Source organism: Nitratireductor sp. OM-1 (assembly GCF_003296175.1).
GTDB lineage: Bacteria > Pseudomonadota > Alphaproteobacteria > Rhizobiales > Rhizobiaceae > Nitratireductor > Nitratireductor aquimarinus.
Genome location: NZ_CP029208.1, coordinates 613,717 through 632,801 on the forward strand (window position 1 = coordinate 613,717; position 19,085 = coordinate 632,801).

General features: G+C 63.3%; 20 protein-coding genes. 9 read left to right on the plus strand and 11 right to left on the minus strand.

All coding sequences use genetic code 11. The annotated features are described in order from the left end of the window. Positions 1 to 12 precede the first annotated feature (12 nt). The 8 genes from tolB to ruvC all read right to left on the minus strand — a co-directional run bounded on the left by tolB (position 13) and on the right by ruvC (position 6,636). Complete coding sequence (gene tolB, locus DEJ54_RS02830) at positions 13 to 1,326, minus strand: Tol-Pal system beta propeller repeat protein TolB (protein ID WP_113153230.1); 1,314 nt, start codon at positions 1,324 to 1,326, stop codon at positions 13 to 15. Between the two features lie 64 nt (positions 1,327 to 1,390). Further along, on the minus strand, positions 1,391 to 2,452 hold the full coding sequence (locus tag DEJ54_RS02835) for a hypothetical protein (protein ID WP_113153231.1): 1,062 nt from the start codon (positions 2,450 to 2,452) through the stop codon (positions 1,391 to 1,393). Between the two features lie 4 nt (positions 2,453 to 2,456). Further along, complete coding sequence (gene tolR, locus DEJ54_RS02840; RefSeq protein WP_113153232.1) at positions 2,457 to 2,912, minus strand: protein TolR; 456 nt, start codon at positions 2,910 to 2,912, stop codon at positions 2,457 to 2,459. A gap of 9 nt (positions 2,913 to 2,921) precedes the next feature. After that, positions 2,922 to 3,635, minus strand: a complete 714-nt coding sequence (gene tolQ, locus DEJ54_RS02845; protein WP_113153233.1) for a protein TolQ — start codon at positions 3,633 to 3,635, stop codon at positions 2,922 to 2,924. A 307-nt stretch (positions 3,636 to 3,942) separates the two neighbouring features. Continuing rightward, positions 3,943 to 4,413, minus strand: coding sequence for a tol-pal system-associated acyl-CoA thioesterase (gene ybgC, locus DEJ54_RS02850; RefSeq protein ID WP_113153234.1), 471 nt, complete (start codon positions 4,411 to 4,413; stop codon positions 3,943 to 3,945). Further along, entirely contained in the window at positions 4,410 to 5,456 is a 1,047-nt protein-coding gene (gene ruvB / locus DEJ54_RS02855) for a Holliday junction branch migration DNA helicase RuvB (RefSeq protein WP_113153235.1), read from the minus strand. Before ruvB ends, ybgC begins: the two co-directional genes overlap by 4 nt. Before the next feature lie 47 nt (positions 5,457 to 5,503). Next, complete coding sequence (gene ruvA, locus DEJ54_RS02860; RefSeq protein ID WP_113153236.1) at positions 5,504 to 6,124, minus strand: Holliday junction branch migration protein RuvA; 621 nt, start codon at positions 6,122 to 6,124, stop codon at positions 5,504 to 5,506. After that, entirely contained in the window at positions 6,121 to 6,636 is a 516-nt protein-coding gene (gene ruvC / locus DEJ54_RS02865) for a crossover junction endodeoxyribonuclease RuvC (RefSeq protein ID WP_113153237.1), read from the minus strand. The genes ruvA and ruvC overlap by 4 nt, the downstream gene beginning before the upstream one ends. A gap of 71 nt (positions 6,637 to 6,707) precedes the next feature. Between ruvC and DEJ54_RS02870 the strand changes: the two genes are divergently transcribed. Next, positions 6,708 to 7,526 (plus strand): sulfite exporter TauE/SafE family protein, encoded by an 819-nt coding sequence (locus tag DEJ54_RS02870; protein WP_113153238.1) that lies wholly within the window; start codon positions 6,708 to 6,710, stop codon positions 7,524 to 7,526. Here DEJ54_RS02870 and DEJ54_RS02875 read toward each other — a convergent pair. The 3 genes from DEJ54_RS02875 to DEJ54_RS02885 form a co-directional block, all read right to left on the minus strand. Further along, positions 7,492 to 8,025, minus strand: coding sequence for a DUF1465 family protein (locus tag DEJ54_RS02875; RefSeq protein ID WP_113153239.1), 534 nt, complete (start codon positions 8,023 to 8,025; stop codon positions 7,492 to 7,494). The genes DEJ54_RS02870 and DEJ54_RS02875 overlap by 35 nt on opposite strands. Before the next feature lie 347 nt (positions 8,026 to 8,372). Next, positions 8,373 to 10,022 carry an acyl-CoA synthetase gene (locus DEJ54_RS02880; RefSeq protein ID WP_113153240.1) on the minus strand — a complete coding sequence of 550 codons (1,650 nt, stop codon included), beginning with the start codon at positions 10,020 to 10,022 and terminating at the stop codon, positions 8,373 to 8,375. 43 nt (positions 10,023 to 10,065) lie between these two features. Next, positions 10,066 to 10,839: a sulfite exporter TauE/SafE family protein gene (locus tag DEJ54_RS02885; protein ID WP_113153241.1), complete on the minus strand. Its 774-nt coding sequence runs from the start codon at positions 10,837 to 10,839 to the stop codon at positions 10,066 to 10,068. 193 nt (positions 10,840 to 11,032) lie between these two features. Here DEJ54_RS02885 and DEJ54_RS02890 point away from each other — a divergent pair, with 193 nt between their 5' ends. From DEJ54_RS02890 to DEJ54_RS02925, 8 genes are all read left to right on the plus strand, one after another. Then, complete coding sequence (locus DEJ54_RS02890) at positions 11,033 to 11,680, plus strand: thiamine phosphate synthase (protein WP_113153242.1); 648 nt, start codon at positions 11,033 to 11,035, stop codon at positions 11,678 to 11,680. 2 nt (positions 11,681 to 11,682) lie between these two features. Beyond that, on the plus strand, positions 11,683 to 12,735 hold the full coding sequence (locus DEJ54_RS02895) for a tetratricopeptide repeat protein (protein ID WP_204360849.1): 1,053 nt from the start codon (positions 11,683 to 11,685) through the stop codon (positions 12,733 to 12,735). A 269-nt stretch (positions 12,736 to 13,004) separates the two neighbouring features. Beyond that, positions 13,005 to 13,568 (plus strand): elongation factor P, encoded by a 564-nt coding sequence (efp, locus tag DEJ54_RS02900; protein WP_113153243.1) that lies wholly within the window; start codon positions 13,005 to 13,007, stop codon positions 13,566 to 13,568. Positions 13,569 to 13,613: 45 nt separating this feature from the next. After that, positions 13,614 to 14,417, plus strand: a complete 804-nt coding sequence (locus tag DEJ54_RS02905; RefSeq protein ID WP_113153244.1) for an inositol monophosphatase family protein — start codon at positions 13,614 to 13,616, stop codon at positions 14,415 to 14,417. Positions 14,418 to 14,621: 204 nt separating this feature from the next. Further along, the gene (locus DEJ54_RS02910) at positions 14,622 to 15,632 is read left to right on the plus strand and encodes a MotA/TolQ/ExbB proton channel family protein (protein ID WP_113153245.1); all 1,011 of its coding nucleotides are present in this window, start codon (positions 14,622 to 14,624) and stop codon (positions 15,630 to 15,632) included. A gap of 1 nt (position 15,633) precedes the next feature. Then, entirely contained in the window at positions 15,634 to 16,665 is a 1,032-nt protein-coding gene (locus DEJ54_RS02915) for a peptidoglycan -binding protein (protein ID WP_113153246.1), read from the plus strand. A gap of 102 nt (positions 16,666 to 16,767) precedes the next feature. Beyond that, entirely contained in the window at positions 16,768 to 18,252 is a 1,485-nt protein-coding gene (locus DEJ54_RS02920; RefSeq protein WP_113153247.1) for a carboxypeptidase M32, read from the plus strand. A gap of 83 nt (positions 18,253 to 18,335) precedes the next feature. Beyond that, entirely contained in the window at positions 18,336 to 19,049 is a 714-nt protein-coding gene (locus DEJ54_RS02925) for a GntR family transcriptional regulator (protein WP_113153248.1), read from the plus strand. Positions 19,050 to 19,085: the final 36 nt, after the last annotated feature.

The window sequence follows — 19,085 nt, forward strand, 5'->3', positions numbered from 1 at the left end:
ACCGGCCCGCCGCTACTCGAGTAGCGGCGACCATGCAGGATCCGAACCGTAATTCGCGGTCGGGATCTTCTGCTCGTTGCGGCCCGTCAGATCGATGGAATAGAGCTGCGGTCCGGCAGAGCCCGCCGGCTGACGGAAGAACATCACAACGCGGCCATTGGGCGACCAGGTCGGGCCTTCCTGCAGGAAGCCGGAGGACAGGATGCGCTCGCCCGAGCCATCGGTGCGCATCACGCCAATCTGGAACTCGCCGCGCGTCTGCTTGGTGAAGGCGATCAGATCGCCGCGCGGCGACCAGACCGGCGTCGAATAGCTGCCGTCACCGAACGAAATGCGCTTGGGATCGCCGCCGCTCGCGCTCATCACATAGATCTGCGCGCGACCGCCACGGTCGGAGGTGAACACGATCTGCGAACCATCCGGCGAATAGGACGGCGAGGTGTCGATCGCATTGGCCGTCGTCAGGCGCGTTGTGTTGCGGCTGCGCAGGTCCATCGCGAAAATGTTCGAGTTGCCGTCATCGCGCAGAAGGCTCATCACGATCTGCTGGCCATTGGGCGAAAAGCGCGGCGCGAACGTCATGCCGGGGAAATTGCCCACCAGCTCGCGCTGTCCGGTCTCCAGCTGCAGGAGATAAACCTGGGGCTGACCGCCCTCATAGGACATGTAGGTGATTTCCTGACGCGTCGGCGAGAAGCGCGGCGTCAGAACAATGGCGCGGCCATCGGTCAGGAAACGCTGGTTGGCGCCGTCCTGATCCATGATCGCAAGCCGCTTCACGCGGTTGTTGCGCGGGCCGGACTCGTCCACATACACGATGCGCGTGTCGAAATAGCCGCTCTCACCCGTCAGGCGCTGATAGATGGCGTCGGCGATGATGTGCGCCACGCGCCGCCACTTGTCCTTGCTGGTGAAGAACTGCTCGCCGATGAGCTGCTGGCCCGCATAGGTATCCCACAGACGGAACTCGGCCTTCAGCCGTCCGTCCGCCGTCTCGGAAACCTTGCCCGTCACCAGCGCCTGCGCGTTGATCACGGTCCAGTCCTGAAAACGCGGGGCCGCATCCGGGTTGGAGATCTTCTCGATGAAGGCCCCCTTCTCGATTGGCGCGAACAGGCCGGACCGCCTCAGATCGGCCTCAACGACGCTGGCAATTTCCGCGCCGGTGCCATCGGCGGAGATGAACTCCGTGATGGCGATCGGCAGCGGCTCGACCACGCCCTTGTTGATGTCGATCTCGACCACTGCCCTTGCCGGCAGCACTGCAACGCCAAGCCCGGCGACAAGCGTCGCGATCAGGAAGGTCGCTCTCAAGATTATCTGCATTTGCTCCTGCCTCTCCCCATTTGGTTAGGCTCAAGCCCCCATCGCCATATGGATGGTGCCCGGGTTAAAACATGTCGCTTGGATCGAAGTGGACGATGACTTCAGACCAGGTGTCGTACTTCGCCGCCGGCAGATTGTAGGGCGCGCACTGGAGGACGGCGCGGCGTGCGGATTCTGCCGCTGCCCGCTCGACCATGGACCCGCTGCCGCCGGAAATGATGCGCGGACTTCCCTCGATATTGCCGCTCGCATCCAGGTTCATCTGGATGGAGACCTTCAGATTGTCGGCCTCGAGCGCGCCGGCCGGCACGTTCCAGCACCGCTGGATCTGACCGCGCAGCGCATCCATCTCGCTCTGCGAAAGCTTCTCGCCGGGCGTGTTGCGGCTGCCACCAAGCGACGCCTGTTCCTGCGAGCGCTTCGCGCCGCCGCCAGAGGCCTTGTCCTTGTTCAGAAGCGCCGCCACCTCGTCGAACAGCTCGTCGGATTTCTCCGACTTCTGCTTGGCCGCGGTCTTCTGCGCCGGCTTTTCGGCATCCTTGCGGTCGGGCGCCTTGGCCGTGCTCGCCTTTGGCGGCTGAGGCCGCGACTGTGGCACCGGCGCGCTGTTGGGCAGGGAAACGCTCTCTGCCTCGGGCGCTTCGGCCACCACCGTCTCTTCAGGCGCGGGGTCCGGCTGCACATCCTGCTTGGGCTGCGGCTCGGGGCGCACCTCCGTCGCCGGCACCGGGGTCGGCTCCGCCTCGGCCTGTTTGGGCTCGGGCTCCGGCTTCGGTTCGGGTTTGGGCGTCGGCTTCGGCGCAGGCGGCGGCTCCGCCGTCTTCTGCACTTCGCGCTTGCTCGGCTCCGGCGTCGGCGGCGTTTTCAGGTCGACATCATTGTCGCCCGTGTTCTGCGCGTTCTCGACCGGATCAGGACGCTTGGTTGGCGTGGGCGCAGGCTTTTCGGAAAGCTCGGCTTTCTTGTCGCCCTCCTGCACCTGCGTCATCGATTCGATGGGAATGATGTCGACGGGCAGGGATTCGACATCCGCCACCTCATAGGCGCGCGGCGCCGACAGCGAAACCAGGCCAAAGCCCAGTAGCGCCGCGTGCATGCCCGCCGATATGACGATACCCGCCTTCATTCGGTCAGTTGCCTTCTTCCTGCAGCGTGACCAGGCCCAGATTGCGATAGCCGGCAGCCGAGATACGCGCCATCACGCGCATCACCGTGCCGTAATCAGCCGCGCGGTCACCGCGCACATAAATACGTTCGTCATAGCCCGAACGCGCAATCGCCTGCAGCTTCGCGACCACCTCTTCGATGGGCACTTCGGTCTCCTGCAGATAGATCTGGCCATCGCTGTTGACGGAAACCGTGATCGGCTGCGTTTCGGAGTTGAGCGCCTTGGCCTGCGTTTCCGGCAGGTCGATGGGCACACCGACGGTCAGCAGCGGGGCGGCCACCATGAAGATGATGAGCAGCACCAGCATCACGTCCACGAAGGGCGTCACGTTGATTTCGGAGATCAGGCCCGAGCGCGAACCCCGGCGACCGCGCCGCCGTCCGTTTCTTCCGCCCGCCGAGCCGACTGACATACCCATTGCGTTCTCCTAAGCCGCCTTGGCGGCGACCTTCTCGTCGATCTGCCGCGAGAGGATGGTCGAAAACTCGTCCGCGAAGCCTTCCATGCGTCCGGCGAGCTTGCCCGCATCCGATGACAGCTTGTTGTAGGCAATAACAGCGGGAATGGCGGCCAGAAGGCCGATGGCCGTGGCCAGAAGCGCCTCGGCGATGCCCGGCGCGACAACGGCCAGATTGGTCGACTTGGAACCGGCAATGGCCTGGAACGAGGTCATGATGCCGACCACCGTGCCAAACAGGCCGATGAACGGCGCAGCCGAACCGATGGAGGCGAGGAAGCCCAGCCGGCTCTCCAGACGCTCCATCTCGCGCGTCAGCGCCAGATCCATGGCCTTGTCGATGCGGTTCTGAAGGCCGATCGGCGAACGCGCGCCCTTCTCGAAGCTCTTCTTCCACTCGCGCATCGCAGCCACGAAGATCGACCCCATACCGGTCGTCTTGCGCTCCGAGAGCGCGCGGTAAAGTTCTTCAAGAGACTGGCCGGACCAGAACGTCTTCTCGAAACGATTGAGAGCAGAGCGCATGCGGGCATAGGCAATCGATTTGTCGATAATGATGGCCCAGGTCCACACGGATGCCGCCAGAAGGCCGATCATGACCAGCTTGACGACCCAACCGGCCTGCCAGAACAAAGCCCAGATCGACAACTCCCCACCTGGTGCGGCGAGCGTAACACTTTCCATGGATCAAAATCCTCTTAAGATCAGGGCGGCGTACATCTCGGCTTCGGTCTCGCCCCTGCTTGCGTGCCGTTGCCTTCGTCCGATCCGAGGCGTCCCCGCAAGATGCTTCAAGGCCCCTTTATCCGGTAAAATTTGGTGAAAGGAAGGCGCACGGATTCGCTACGGATTTCATGATTTTCTTCATGAACCGTTATGGTTAATTAAGCGTTAGGAAACGGAGCGCCAACCAGGCTGCGGCAAAGAGAATCGCTTACAGGGCAAGACAATGCGCCTTCGGCATGCCCCTCATCGCAGCGAAACCCGCGAATTAGCCGCCTTTCGGCTTGAAGGCCTCGATCCATTCTTTCGGGAACCGGCGCGGCTTGCCGGATGCGCCGATGATCGCCGCCTCCACCTTCGCCTCCACCAGCACATCGTCACCGCGCAGGAGACGCTGCGCCATATAGATGCGCGCGCCCGAAATCGCCTCGGTGCGCGTTTCCACCGTCACGATGTCGTCCACGCGGGCCGGCTGGCGAAAGTCGATTTCCATGCGCCGCACGACCCAGGCCAGCACCTCGCCATGCTTGCCGTCGGCAAGCTCGGTATGGTGGACACCCGCAAGACGCAGGAAATCCGACCGGCCGCGCTCCAGAAACTCCAGATAGCGGGCGTGATAGACCACACCGGTAAAATCGGTATCGGCAAAATAGACCCGCGCCACGAGACGGTGACCGAATTCGGTCAGTTCGCCCGAAAGCCCGACCGTCAGGTTTTCGCCCGCGCCGCCGCCGCTCATTCCTTGTCTCCCTGCTGGAACAGGCTGATCTGCGCCTCGGCCAGCGCCTTGGGCGGCTGGAGCCCCATGTGACGCCATGCCTTCGCGGCCAGAACGCGCCCGCGCGGCGTACGCTGGATGAAGCCCTGCTGGATCAGATAGGGCTCGATAATGTCTTCAATCGCGTCGCGCGGCTCCGAGAGCGCCGCCGCAATGGTCTCGATGCCCACCGGGCCGCCGCCGAAATTTTCCACGATCATGCTGAGGTAACGCCGGTCGAGCAGGTCGAGGCCAAGCGCATCCACTTCAAGCCGCGACAGCGCCTCGTCGGCAACCTTGCGCGTCACCTCGCTCGCACCCGCCACGGTGGCGAAATCGCGCACCCGGCGCAGCAGGCGTCCGGCAATACGCGGCGTGCCGCGCGCGCGACGGGCGATTTCCTCAGCGCCATCGGTGGCCAGCGGCATGCCCAGAATGCGCGAGCCGCGCGTGACGATGGATTGCAGTTCTTCGGTCGTATAGAAATCGAGCCGCACCGGAATACCGAAACGGTCGCGCAGCGGCGTGGTCAGAAGGCCAAGCCGCGTCGTCGCGGCCACCAGCGTGAACTTCGCCAGATCGATCTTCACCGAACGCGCCGCCGGCCCCTCGCCGATGATCAGGTCGAGCTGAAAATCTTCCATCGCCGGATAGAGGATTTCCTCCACCGCCGGGCTCAGCCGGTGAATTTCGTCGATGAAAAGCACGTCGCGCTCTTCAAGATTGGTGAGAAGGGCCGCCAGATCGCCGGCCTTGGCGATCACCGGACCGGAGGTGGAGCGGAAATTCACGCCCAGCTCCCGCGCCATGATCTGCGCCAGCGTGGTCTTGCCGAGGCCGGGCGGGCCAACGAACAGCACGTGATCCAGCGCCTCGCCGCGTCCGCGCGCCGCCTCGATGAAGACCTTCAGATTGGCGCGCGCCGCCTTCTGGCCGACGAAATCGTCCAGCGATTGCGGCCGCATGGTCGCGTCCAGATCCTCACCGCGCTTGTCGGCCGAAATGAGCCGTTCGGCATCCGTCATCCGCAGAAATCCACTTCACTACACAGCTTGGCGCGCATGCCTGTTGCCTAGCGCGCCAGTTCCTTCAGGCCAAGCCTGATCAGCGTTCCGGCCTCGGCGCTCTCGCCGGCTTCCTTCAGCGCCGCCGCAACCGCATTGGCTGCGACATCGCGCGAATAACCGAGATTGGCAAGCGCGGAAACCGCATCGGCCACCGCCGATGGCGCTGCGCCCTCGCCCAGTTCCTGCTTGAGACCGATCGTGTCGCTGGCCTCGCCGGCATAGGCGGGGGCCTTGCTCTTGAGTTCCGAGACAATGCGCTCGGCCACCTTTTTGCCCACGCCCGGCGCGCGCGCCACCGTGGCGGCATCCTTCAGCGCAATGGCGTTGGCGAGTTCCGAAGCCGAAAGCGTGGAAAGCACCGAAAGCGCCACCTTTGCGCCCACGCCCTGCACATTGTTCTGCAAAAGGCGGAACCACTCGCGCTCCAGCGCGGAGCGGAAGCCGTAGAGACGGATCATGTCCTCACGCACATAAGTCTCGATGAACAGCGTCACCGCCGTCCCCTCGCCCTCAAGCGCGGCCAGCGTACGCGCCGGGCAGTAGGCCACATAGCCAACCCCGCCCACATCGACGATGCAGTGATCTTCGGCGATCTCGTCGATGATGCCCTTCAGTTTGCCAATCATTTCAGTGCTTCCATTGCCAGTCGGGAGGTAACGGACTGCCGGTGATGCGCGTGGCAGATGGCGATGGCAATCGCATCCGCCGCATCATGCGTGTCGAAATGCGCCTTCGGCATCAGCACCTTCACCATCAGATGAATCTGCTTCTTGTCGCCGTGACCGACGCCGATCACGGCCTTCTTGACCGCATTGGGCGCGTATTCGGCAACGCGCAGGCCGGCCCTTGCCGGCACCAGCATGGCGATGCCACGCGCCTGACCCAGCTTCAGCGTGGCCGATGCGTCCTTGTTGACGAAAGTGGCCTCCACGGCGGCCTCCTCCGGCCGGTGCTGGTGCAAAACCGCCTCCAGCCCCTCATGCAACTGGCACAGGCGCGAGGCGAGATCGGCCTTGGCATCGGAAGAGACCGAGCCTGCATCAACGAAGCGAAGGGAGTTGCCCTGCGTCTCGATGACGGCCCAGCCGGTGCGGCGAAGCCCCGGATCGATGCCCATAATGCGAATCGGTGTGTTCATGGCTCTACCATAGCGGTGGGCAGGCCCATTGCCACGCGTTAGCATACGGCCGCATTCATATCCGGGTACCGATGCCCGGAAGCGGAATCCTGCGAGGCGAAATCCTGCCCGAACTCGATCTCAGTCTTGCCCTTCTCACCCTCACCGTTCTGGTGGCGGGGGTGGTGCGCGGCCTGTCCGGGTTCGGCACGGGGCTCATCGTCGCGCCGATTGCCGGCGCGCTCTACGATCCCGTGACTGCGGTGGTTCTGCTGGTCATCATCGATTCGCTGCCCACGCTTCCGGTCGCCCTGCCGGTGGTGAAGCTCGCCCGCTGGCGCGAGGTGCTGCCGGTTCTCGCCGGGCTGGCGCTTTTCGTGCCGCTTGGCGTCTACATTCTCAAGAATGGCGATGAAACCGCGCTGCGCTGGATCATCTGCACCGTCATTCTGGGCTGTGCGCTGGTGCTGCGCAGCGGCTGGCGCTACCACGGGCCGCGCGGCTTTCCCGTATCCTTCGGCATTGGCGGCATTTCAGGCACGCTGTCGGGCATCGCCGCCATTCCCGGCCCGCCGGTCATCATCTACTGGATGGCGTCGGCGCTGCCGGTCTCCGTGGTGCGCGCCAATCTCATGACGCTGTTTCTGATTTCGGAAATCTTTTCCGCCGGCAATCTGTGGGCGGCCGGCCTGTTCGATGAGCCCCGCGTGATGCTCGGCCTGATTATGGTCCCGCCCTATGTGGTGAGCCTGCTCATCGGCGGAAAGCTGTACGGGATCGCCAGCGACACGACCTATCGGCGGCTCGCCTTCACGCTCATCATCGCGTCTGCGCTGATCGCGCTGCCACTCACGCAGACGCTGTTTCAGTGGGGAATCAGCGGTGCCCGAACGCTGTTTTCAGCAGGGTGATCTGCTCGAAAACCGGGTTGTGGCTGTAGAGATCGGCATCATTCGCTGCAGCCGGCGCACCGCCATAGATCTCTTCGTCCATACGCCGCACGATGTCCTGCAGGCGCACCGAGCGCATGACCAGATCCTGGAAATTCTCCGGCAGATCGGACCAGCCGTCGGCCTGCTCCTGCGGCGAATGCGTGTCGAGACGCACTTTGGACTTCTCGGCAGCCACCTGCTCGCGCGTCATCTCGCCGGAATTGGCGGCACGCTGCAGAAGAAGCCACGAGGCAAGCTGCATCAGACGTGTGGTCAGCCGCATGGATTCGGCCGCATAAAGCGCAGCGCCGGCCCGCGTCAGGCCCTTGGCCTCGATGCGTCCTTCGCCATCCAGATACTCCGCGGCCTCTTCAACCAGGCTCATGCCCTGATTGTAGAGAGGCTTGAAAGAATCCGAGAACACGCGATGCTCGGCCAGCTTGATCGTAGTCGCGCGACCGTTCCCGCCTTCAATCATTGTGCTTACGCCCCACCATTATACGAAACTGCGGCCACCGCCGGCTGATGCGTTCAATCACAAGTGAGCCTGACTCTCAATGCCAAGAACTCAATGCAAGGATGAGCCTGTGCACAGCTGTTGGCAAGTTCTTACTTAATGAAAGGTTAATGCTCATTTTGTCGAAAAAAAGAGCCGCAAACGCGGCTCTCAGGAGTTTAAACAGGGAGGCGTCAAACAGAATGGCTCCAGCCACTCGGTAAGAATCCAGATCACTGGATGTACACAGTAAACGCATGTAAAGCTTAATGCTTGGTTAACGCCGCCACCGATAATTGCATCGAATGCCAGCGTTCGCTCTCTTTTCCCTACAGCGCCCGGGCCTGATCCCGCAGCCGGAACTTTTGAATCTTCCCTGTCGAAGTCTTTGGTATTTCAGAGAAAATGATGGTTCTCGGGCACTTGAAATGCGCGAGCAGAGAGCGGCAGTGCGCGATGATCTCTTCGGCTTCCGCACTTCTGCCCGGCTTCAGTTCGACGAAGGCCACCGGCGTCTCGCCCCACTTCGCATCCGCCTTCGCGACCACGCCGCAGGCCGCAATGGCGGGGTGTTTGTAGAGCGCATCCTCCACCTCGATGGAGGAGATGTTCTCGCCGCCTGAAATGATGATGTCCTTGGAACGGTCCTTCAGCTGGATGTAGCCGTCGGGGTGCATCACCCCCAGATCGCCCGAATGGAACCAGCCGCCGGCGAAAGCCTCTTCCGTCGCCGCCCTGTTCTTCAGATAGCCCTTCATGACGATGTTGCCACGGAACATGACCTCGCCAATGGTCTCGCCGTCGCGCGGGGTTTCCTCCATCGTCTCCGGGTCCATCACGGTCAGCCCCTCGAGCGCCGCATAGCGCACGCCCTGACGCGCCTTGCGCGCGGCCTGCCCGGCGCCGTCGAGCGCGTCCCACTCGCCCTTCCATTCATTGACCACGGCCGGTCCGTAGGTTTCCGTCAGGCCATAGAGATGGGTCACCGCAAAACCTGCCTCGGCCATGGCGGAAAGCACGGTTTCGGGCGGCGGAGCCGCTGCCGTGTTGAACGTCACCGTGTGCGAGAAGTCGCGTTTTTCCTCATCCGGCGCATTGAGCAGCGCCGACATCACGATCGGCGCGCCGCACAGATGCGTCACCCCGTGATCGGCAATCGCGTCATACATGGGCTTTGCGCGCACCCAGCGCAGGCAGACATGCGTTCCCGCCGTCAGCGCCAGCGTCCACGGAAAGCACCAGCCATTGCAGTGGAACATCGGCAGCGTCCACAGATAGACCGATCCGCGCGTCAGCCCCGCATGCACCGTGTTGGCATAGGTCATCAGCGCCGCACCGCGATGATGATAGACCACGCCCTTGGGATTGCCCGTGGTGCCGGACGTGTAGTTCAGCGCGATGGCGTCCCATTCGTCGTCGGGCATGGACCAGGCAAACCCGGCATCGCCCGAAGCCAGAAATTCCTCGTAATCGGCGCTGCCGATGCGCTCGCCCTTCGGATAGGGCGCATCGTCCGCATAGTCGGGATCGTCATAATCGATGACCAGCGGCTTGACGCTCGCCAGCGCCAGCGCCTCCTTCATCACGCCGGAGAACTCCCGGTCGACGATGACCACCCGGCTCTCCGCATGGTCGAGCTGGAAGGCGATGATCGCGGCATCGAGGCGGGTGTTGAGCGAATGCAGCACCGCCTTCGTCATCGGCACGGCGTGGTGCGCCTCCAGCATGGGCGGCGTGTTGGACAGCATCACCGTCACCGTATCGCCCTTGCCGATCCCGTGGCCGGCAAGCGCCGATGCGAGTTTCAGCGAGCGCTCCCAGAAGGTCGCATAGGTAATGCGCTGGCTGCCATGGATGATCGCGACTTCATCGGGAAACACCTTCGCCGCGCGCTCCAGAAGCACAAGCGGCGTCAGCGGCTGGTGGTTGGCGGGGTTCTTGTCCAGATCCCGTTCGAAAGCATTGCCGGTCACAAACATCCTCCCGCTGTTTTCATCTTTTAAGCACAGGCTCCCGAACCCGTCACCACCCCATAAGGTCAAAGACCCCGTCATGGATGAGCTTGAGTGAAACGATCAGGACCATGAAATACATGAACGGATAAAAGACCGTCGGCTTCATGCGCTTGATCACCCAAACGCCGGCCAGCGTGGCGAGCGGCGCAAGCGGTATCAGGATCAGCGACGCCGTCAGGTTGGAACGGTCGAACTGCCCGAGCGCGAAATAGGGTACGAGCTTCACCGCGTTGACGATGGCGAAAAAGACCACGCTCGTTCCCGTGTAAAGGCGCGGATCCTGCCCAAGCGGCAGCGCATAGACCTGATAGGGCGGCCCGCCCGCATGCGCGACAAAGCTCGTGAAGCCCGCAACCGCGCCCCAGAAAGTGCCGCGCGGGCGGCTTTGGCTGGCGATCCGCACATTCCCTGCGATCTTCTCGAACGTCCAGCGCAGGAAGAAGGCCAGCGTCACCAGACCGACGATCAGGCGCACATGCCCTTCCGTCACGATGGCGGCGGTCGCCCAGCCGATGGCGATGCCCACAAGCGCGCCGGGCAGCATGATGGAAAGCGTCCTGCGGTCCATGTAACCACGCCAGGCCCAGAGCGAGACGATGTCCATGACGATCAGGATCGGCAGCAGGATCGCCGCCGCCTGCACCGGCGACACGACCAGAGAAAGCATCGGCACGCCGAGCAGCGCCATCGCGCCGCCGAAGCCACCCTTCGACAGGCCGACCAGCAGAACGGCCGGAATCGCTGCAAGATAAAAAGCTGGATCGGAAAGCAAAGGTGTCATGAAATTCGTCTGGATCGCCCGACGGCCGGGCGTCGCCAGTCATAATCCTTATGAGCGCACTTGGCGAGCGTCCGGCAGGAAGGACCAATTTTCCTTGTCCATCCCCCCGTGCTTCGTCTATGCCCCATTCAAACCAAAATGACGGGTCAGAAACGAACCGGGTCGGTTCCGTCGAGACGCCAGGAGTTCCTACATGACCAATCGCTGCCGCCTCGTATTGATTGCACCGCCGCCGGAACTGGCTGCCAATGACGAAGCACATCTGGAAGCAGCCCTCGCCGCCGGCGATGTCGCTTCCCTCATCATTCCCGATTACGGGCAGGACGAGGTCAGCTTCCAGGCCCGTGCCGAGCGCCTCACCCCCATCGCGCAGGCGCACGGCGTCGCCGTGATGATCGCCGGCGCGCCGCGCATCGCCGCGCGGGTGAAGGCAGACGGCATCCATTTCGACGGCCCGCTCGAGGAGCTGGCCGAAATCATCGAGAAATACCAGGACCGCATGATGATCGGCGCAGGCGGCGTGAAAACCCGCGACGACGCGCTTCAGCGCGGCGAAATGCAGCCCGATTATCTGTTCTTCGGCCGTTTCGGATACGACAACAAGCCGGAACCGCACCCGCGCAACCTCACGCTGGGCGGATGGTGGTCGGAAATGGTCCAGATCCCCTGCATCGTGATGGGCGGCAACGTGGTCGCCTCGGCAGAACCCGTGGCGCAGAGCGGCTGCGACTTCATTGCGCTCGGTGCAGCCGTCTTCTCTGACGAGATCGACGCCGTCGCCGCCGTGAAGGAAGCCAACGTCATTCTCGAGAAGACCTTCCAGAACGCTCAAGGAGCCTGACCATGCGCGCGCGCCTCCAGCCGGTAGCATTGCTTGCCGCCCTGTTCTGCGGGCTTGCCGCGACAGCGCAGGCAGCCGGCGACGCCGGCCCGGAAAAGGCCGCAGAAACGACACCCGCCGCAACCGGGACTGAAAAGCAGGCGCCCCGGGCCGACCGGCTGCAACCGGTCGGCGACAGGCCGCTTTCCGCCCCCACGGTGGATCAGGTGGACCCGGACCGCTTCGGCAAGCTGCCGGACGCCGCCTATGGCGCCTTTCAGCGCGGCTACTATCTGACCGCGCACAATCTGGCCCTGCCCCGCGCAGAGGCGGGCGACCCGGCTGCGCAGACCCTCATCGCAGAGATCTATGCCCGTGGCCTTGGCATGGCGCGCGACGCGAAGAAGGCCGCCGAATGGTATTCAAAGGCCGCGCAGCAGGGCGTGCCCGAGGCGCAGTTCCAGTATGCGCTGATGCTGCTTGATGGCGGCTTCGTCGAGAAGAACACCGACCGCGCCTTCGAACTCATGCAGGTGGCGGCCGACAATGGCAACCGGCTCGCCCAGTTCAACCTCGCGCAGATGATCCTCGACCGGCAGTCGAGCTTCGAAAGTCGCGAACGCGCTGTCTCCTATTACGAGAAGGCCGCCAATGCCGGGCTGGCCGACGCGCAGTATGCGATGTCCCAGGTCTATGCCAACGGGTTTGGCGGGCGCGAGGCCGATGACAAGGTCGCCCGTTCATGGCTTGAGCGTGCAGCCAGGCAGAATTACGACACCGCACAGCTCGATCTGGGCACGTGGATGGTCGAAGGCCGTGGCGGGGAGCGCAATGCGGAAACCGGGTTCGCCTGGCTCAAGCGCGCAGCCGAAGGCGGCAACATCGCCGCGCAGAACCGCCTCGCCAAGCTCTATCGCGCCGGCGTCGGCACCGACCCGGACACGATTGAAGGCGCTGCATGGTATATCTCCGCGCGCCGCGCCGGGTTGATCGATCCGGAGATGGAAGACTTTCTGGCCGGCCTCACGCCGGAAGAAATGAAGGAAGCCATCCAGCGCGCAAATCGGCTCCGCTAGCATTTTTCGGACGCCCCCAAAGGCCGCATGACTTGCCTTGGACCGCTTTTTATGGTCTTGGAAGCGCCGAATTGCGCGCCAGTGGAATGAACTCGCCATTCGAAATCCGCAATGCGGTCTTGAGATCGGATGTCGAATTCACTCCACTGGAAACATAAACTTGCTGGCGGTTTTGCTGTTTCCAACCTTTGCTCTCGCGGCCGATACAGCCGGGATGCAAATGCAGGACGTGAACCGCTGGCGCGCTCAAGACCCGCAGGACGATCCATATGAAAATCAACGGCAATGAAATTCGCCCCGGCAACGTCATCGAACACAATGGCGGCCTCTGGGTTGCGGTGAAGACCAACGCTGTGAAGCCCGGCAAGGGCGGCGCATACAACCAGGTCGAACTGAAGAACCTGATCGACGGCACGAAGCTCAACGAGCGCTTCCGCGCCGCCGAAACCGTCGAGCGCGTTCGCCTCGAGCAGAAGGACTTCAGCTTCCTCTACGAGCAGGAAGACGCTCTGGTGTTCATGGACTCCGAGACCTATGAGCAGCTCGAGCTGCAGAAGGACTTCGTCGGCGACCGCGCCGCATTCCTTCAGGACGGCATGACCGTCACGGTCGAGCTCTACGAAGAAAAGCCGATCGGCATCTCCCTGCCGGATCAGGTCACGCTGACGATTGCCGAGGCCGACCCGGTGGTGAAGGGCCAGACGGCTGCTTCTTCCTACAAGCCGGCGGTTCTGGAGAACGGCGTGCGCGTGATGGTGCCGCCCTTCATCGAGGCTGGCGAGCGGATCGTCGTCGACACCAACGAACTCACCTATCTGCGCCGCGGCGAATAAACCCGGCGCTTCCGCGAAACACACACTTACGAAAGCTTACATCCCATGGCCCGTTCGGCGATTATCAACGTCATGGTTCAGGCTGCCATGAAGGCAGGCCGCTCCCTCGCTCGCGATTTCGGCGAGGTCCAGAACCTGCAGGTTTCGCTCAAGGGCCCTGGCGACTATGTGAGCCAGGCCGACCGCAAGGCGGAAGACATCATCCACGCCGAGCTGTCGCGCGCCCGTCCGGGCTACTCCTTCCTGATGGAAGAGAGCGGCACGGTGGAGGGTGACGACCCGCAGCACCGCTGGATCGTCGATCCGCTCGACGGCACCACGAACTTCCTGCACGGCATTCCGATCTTCTCGATCTCGATTGCCCTGGAACGTCAGGGCCAGATCGTCGCCGGCGTCATCTACAACCCGGCCATGGACGAGCTCTACACCGCCGAGCGCGGTGGCGGCGCGTTCCTCAACGACCGTCGTCTGCGTGTCGCGGCGCGCACCAAGCTGTCCGACGCCGTTGTCGGCACCGGCATTCCGCATCTGGGTCGCGGCCACCACGGCACGGCCCTGCTCGACCTGCGCAATGTCATGGGCGAGACGGCGGGCATCCGCCGGCTTGGCTCTGCGGCGCTCGACCTCGCCTATGTTGCAGCGGGCCGGATGGACGGTTTCTGGGAAGATTCGCTTTCGCCCTGGGACATCGCCGCCGGCATCATCCTCGTGCGCGAAGCCGGTGGCTTCGTCAGCGACAAGACGGGCCGCGACAAGATGTTCGACACCGGCCAGATCGTCGCCGGCAACGAAGCCATTCACCGCGCACTGGTCAAGACACTCGGCAAGCCAGCCGCAAAAAAAGCCTGATTCAACCCCGTCCCGCACGGTGTTTCAGAACCAGCAAAGCCCGGGATCGAAAGGTCCCGGGCTTTGTCGTTGCGACATCAAAAAGCTGATGCGCTCATAACCGGATACTGTCTGCGGCTTTCAATTTCGTCATATTTACGATTAGAATCCTGCGCCATACAGGAATCAATACTGGTTCTGCGGCGCAGTGGACACGAGGAGCAGATGGCCTTGCTGAAATCGCGTGGGGACGACGAACCATCCTACGGGCTCGAATACGACCCGCATACCTTGTCGAGCCCCCAAGTCTTCCTCTTTTCCATGCTGGTGTTTCTGGCGATTGCCGGCTTCGTTGCGGCAATCCTTTACCGGCAGATCGCCTCCGCCTTTCAGACCAATCCGGGGCTGAACGGGCTTATTCTCGGCGTTCTGCTGATCGGCATCCTGCTCGCTTTCATGCAGGTCATCCGTCTGTTCCGAGAGGTTCGGTGGGTCAATTCCTTCCGCGCCGGCACGGATGCAGCCGATCCGGTCCTTCTCGCACCGATGAAGGCGCTTTTGAGCCGAGCCTCTTCGATGGCGCTGTCGACCAGCTCCATGCGCTCGATCCTCGATTCCATCGCCACCCGCCTCGACGAGAGCCGCGACATTTCGCGCTACCTGATCGGCCTTCTGGTCTTTCTCGGCCTGCTCGGCACGTTCTGGGGCCTGTTGCAGACCATCGGGTCCATCGGTGACACCATCCAGTCGCTCGACCCCGCATCGGGCAACGCCAACGACATTCTCGACGCGTTGAAATCCGGCCTGTCAGCCCCGCTGGAAGGCATGGGCACGGCGTTCTCCTCCTCGCTGTTCGGTCTTTCAGGGTCGCTGATCCTGGGCTTCCTCGACCTTCAGGCGGGCCGCGCGCAGAACCGTTTCTATACCGAGCTGGAAAACTGGCTTTCGTCCGTCACCGACCTTGGCTCCGACATCGCAGACAGCCGCAGCGGCGCGTCCAGCGAAATGCAGCAGCTGGCCGACAAGCTGCGCGCGGTTCAGGAGGATGGAACCTCCAATCCACGCCTTGCGGCCTCCATGGCCAATCTGGCCGAGGGCATTTCCGGTCTCGTGAAGAACATGCGCAGCGAACAGCAGATGATGCGCGACTGGGTGGAATCCCAGGCGGAAGAGCAGCGCGCCATGCGCGCCACACTTGAAAAGCTGGCGACGACGCTGAAGAAGCGGGACAGCTGACATGGCGCTTGCCCGTGGACGCCGCAACGACCGCCACGTCGACTACTGGCCGGGTTTCGTGGACGCCATGGCGACGCTTCTGCTCGCCATCATGTTCCTGCTCTCGGTTTTCGTGCTGGCGCAGTATTTTCTGAGCCAGGAGATCACCGGCAAGGACGCCGTGCTCGACCGGCTCAATGCGCAGATCAACGAGCTGACGCAGCTTCTGGCGCTCGAACAGGCCAACAGCCAGGACGCCGAGGACACCATCGCCAGCCTGCGCGCCTCGCTGGAAGACATACGCGCCGACCGTTCCCGGCTGGAAACGCTGCTGGCCAGTGGCAGCGGCCAGAGCGAGCAGGCGGAAGCCCGCATTGGCGAGCTTTCGGGCGCGCTCGACGAGGAGCGTCTGGTCAGCCAGCGGGCGCTTTCGCAGGTGGAGCTGCTCAACCAGCAGATTTCGGCGCTGCGCAAGCAGATCGGCGCGCTGGAAGCCGCGCTTGAGGTTTCCGAAGCGCGCGACCGGGAGTCCCGCACCAAGATCGCCGATCTTGGCCGCCGCCTGAACGTGGCGCTGGCGCAGCGCGTGCAGGAACTGAACCGCTATCGCTCGGATTTCTTCGGCCGGTTGCGCGAAATCCTCTCCGACCGCGAAAACATCCGCATTGTCGGCGACCGTTTCGTCTTCCAGTCCGAGGTTCTGTTCCCGTCGGGTGCGACGGAGATCAATCCGAACGGGCAGGACGAGATGCGCAAGCTGGCCGACGCCATTCTCGAGCTGCAAAAAGAGATCCCGCCGGAGATCAACTGGGTTCTGCGCGTCGATGGCCATACGGATGACGTGCCGCTTTCGGGCACCGGTCGCTTCCGCGACAACTGGGAGCTTTCCACGGCCCGCGCCACGGCGGTCGTCAAGTTTCTGATCGAGAACGGCGTCCCCGCCAACCGGCTCGTTGCAGCCGGTTTCGGCGAGTATCAGCCGCTCGACACGGAAGACACGCGGGAAGCGCGTGCCCGCAATCGCCGCATCGAGCTGAAGCTCACCGAGCGCTGACGACACGGCTTGCGAAGCCGCCCGGCTTCGTGTCCCCTCCTTCAAACAATCGACGCCTGCATCTGCGGGCGTCGTTCCTCCCAATGCCCGACGAGGTGTTCCATGTCCTTTCAGAAACTCGATGAACTCGGCCACAGGATCGAAGCGCTCAATCACGCGCTGGCGATCCTCGGTGCGGATGAGGCGACGCATATGGCGCCCGGTGGCGGCGAAGCCCGCGCCGAGGCCATGTCTGCCCTTGCCGGCATGGCCCACCGTCAGGCCGCAGCACCCGAGATTGCCGACTGGATCGACGCCGCCGAACAGGAAGACCTGAACGGAGAGCAAAAAGCGGCAATTTCCGAATTTCGCCGAAATTACGTCAACCTGACCTGCCTCCCGGCCGATTTCGTGGAGCGCCAGACGCGCACGCGCATGCGCTGCGAACAGCTGTGGCGCGAGGCCCGCGGCAAGGGCGACTGGGCGGGTTTTCTGCCGGCGCTGGAAGGGGTTATCGAGCTGGCGCGGGAGGAGGCGCAGATGCGCGCCGAGGCGCTTGGCCTTGCGCCCTATGACGCGCTGATGGAGCAATTCGACCCCGGAAACAGAACGGCGGAAATCGCCCCCGTTTTCGAGGATTTGAAGTCGTTTCTGGTGGATTTCGTGCCAAATGCGCTGGAAATCCAGAAAACGAAACGCGCGCAAAATCCCCTGCGCCCGCTCTCCGGACACTACGCCGTCGAGAAGCAGCGCGAGCTTGGTCTCGCCATGATGGCGGCGGTCGGTTTCGACCTGACGCGCGGCAGCCTGTCGGTCTCGCATCACCCGTTCTGCGGCGGCGTTCCGACCGATGTGCGGATCACCACGCGCTACCGTTCAGACGAGTTTCTCTCTTCGCTGATGGGCATTCTGCACGAGACCGGCCACGCGCTCTATGAGCAGAACCTGCTGCAGGCCTGGGCGCACTGGCCGCTCGGCAAGGCGCGCGGCATGGCGATGCATGAAAGCCAGAGCCTGTTCGTGGAAAAGCAGATCGGCCGCAACCCCGCCTTCTGGGAATGGGCGCTGCCGGTGGTGGCGAAGCATCTGGGCGAAGACTGGTCGATGGACGAGATCCTGCCCCATGTGCACCATGTGGAGCGCGGGCTGATCCGCGTCGACGCCGACGAAGTGACCTACCCGCTGCACGTGATCCTGCGTTTCGAGCTGGAGCAGGACCTGATCGCCGGCAAGCTGGAAGCCGCCGACCTGCCGGAAGCCTGGGACGCGAAGATGAAGGCCTATCTGGGCCTGTCGACCATCGATACGCCGCAGGACGGCCCCATGCAGGACGTGCACTGGCCATCCGCCGCCTTCGGCTATTTCCCCTCCTACACGCTCGGCGCGATGATCGCGGCGCAGCAATGGTCGGCCATCGAGAAGGATATCCCGGACGTGAACGCGCAGTTCGCAAGGGGCCAGTTCGATGCGGTGAACGACTGGCGGCGTGAACGGATCTGGTCGCAGGGCTCGCGCTGGTCGACGCCGGAGCTGATCGAACGGGCCACCGGCGAGCCGCTCAATGCCGCGCATTTCAAGAAACATCTGGAAGCGCGCTACGGCCAATAGGGCCAAAGGTTCGGTCCTGGCTTGAAAACGAACCGGTGAGGTCGGGCTTGTCAGGACCATTGCCTGCGCACACTCTGACGGACATGGAAGAAACCGATTCCCGTTCGACAGTAGAGACCGTGGCCGACGCGCTGACGGAAGCCGTGCGCGACGGGCGTCTGGTTCCGGGCCAGAGGCTGACGGAGAACGCCTTCACCAGCCGGCTGGGCGTTTCGCGCTCCTCGGTGCGTGAAGCCTTTCGACGCCTGACGGCAGACGGGCTTTTGACGGCGGAACCGCATCGCGGCGTGATGGTGCGCCAGCTCTCGCGCAGCGAGGTGGACAACCTCTTCCAGGTGCGCGGGGCGCTGGAAACGCTGGCGGTGAAGCTCGCCCTGCCAGTGCTTCACCAAGCACCCGAAACGCTTGTCGCGCTGCAGGCGGATCTGGACGCCGCAGCCGAACAGGGCGACATGAACCGGTTCTCCGAACTCAACGCCCGTTTCCACCGGCTGTTTCGCGAGACAGCGGACAATCCCCTTCTGAACGAGACGCTGACGCGGCTTTCCAACTCGCTCTACTGGTTGCAGTTTCGCGTGCTGGTGGACCGGCGTGATGTGTTCGACACCAACCGGCAGCACAGGCAGCTGACGGATTGCGTGGTGGCCGATGACACGGCAGGCGCGGAAGCTGCGATGCTCGATCATGTGGAGAATGCGCGGCAGCTCATCCAGTCGCTGCCTGACGATCATTTCGCCGCACCGCCAGCGCCCGCAAAAAGCAAAGCAAAGGGCAACCAGCGCAACGCCAAGGCTTGACGCCGGAACCAGCCCATCTAGATTGTCCGACAATCT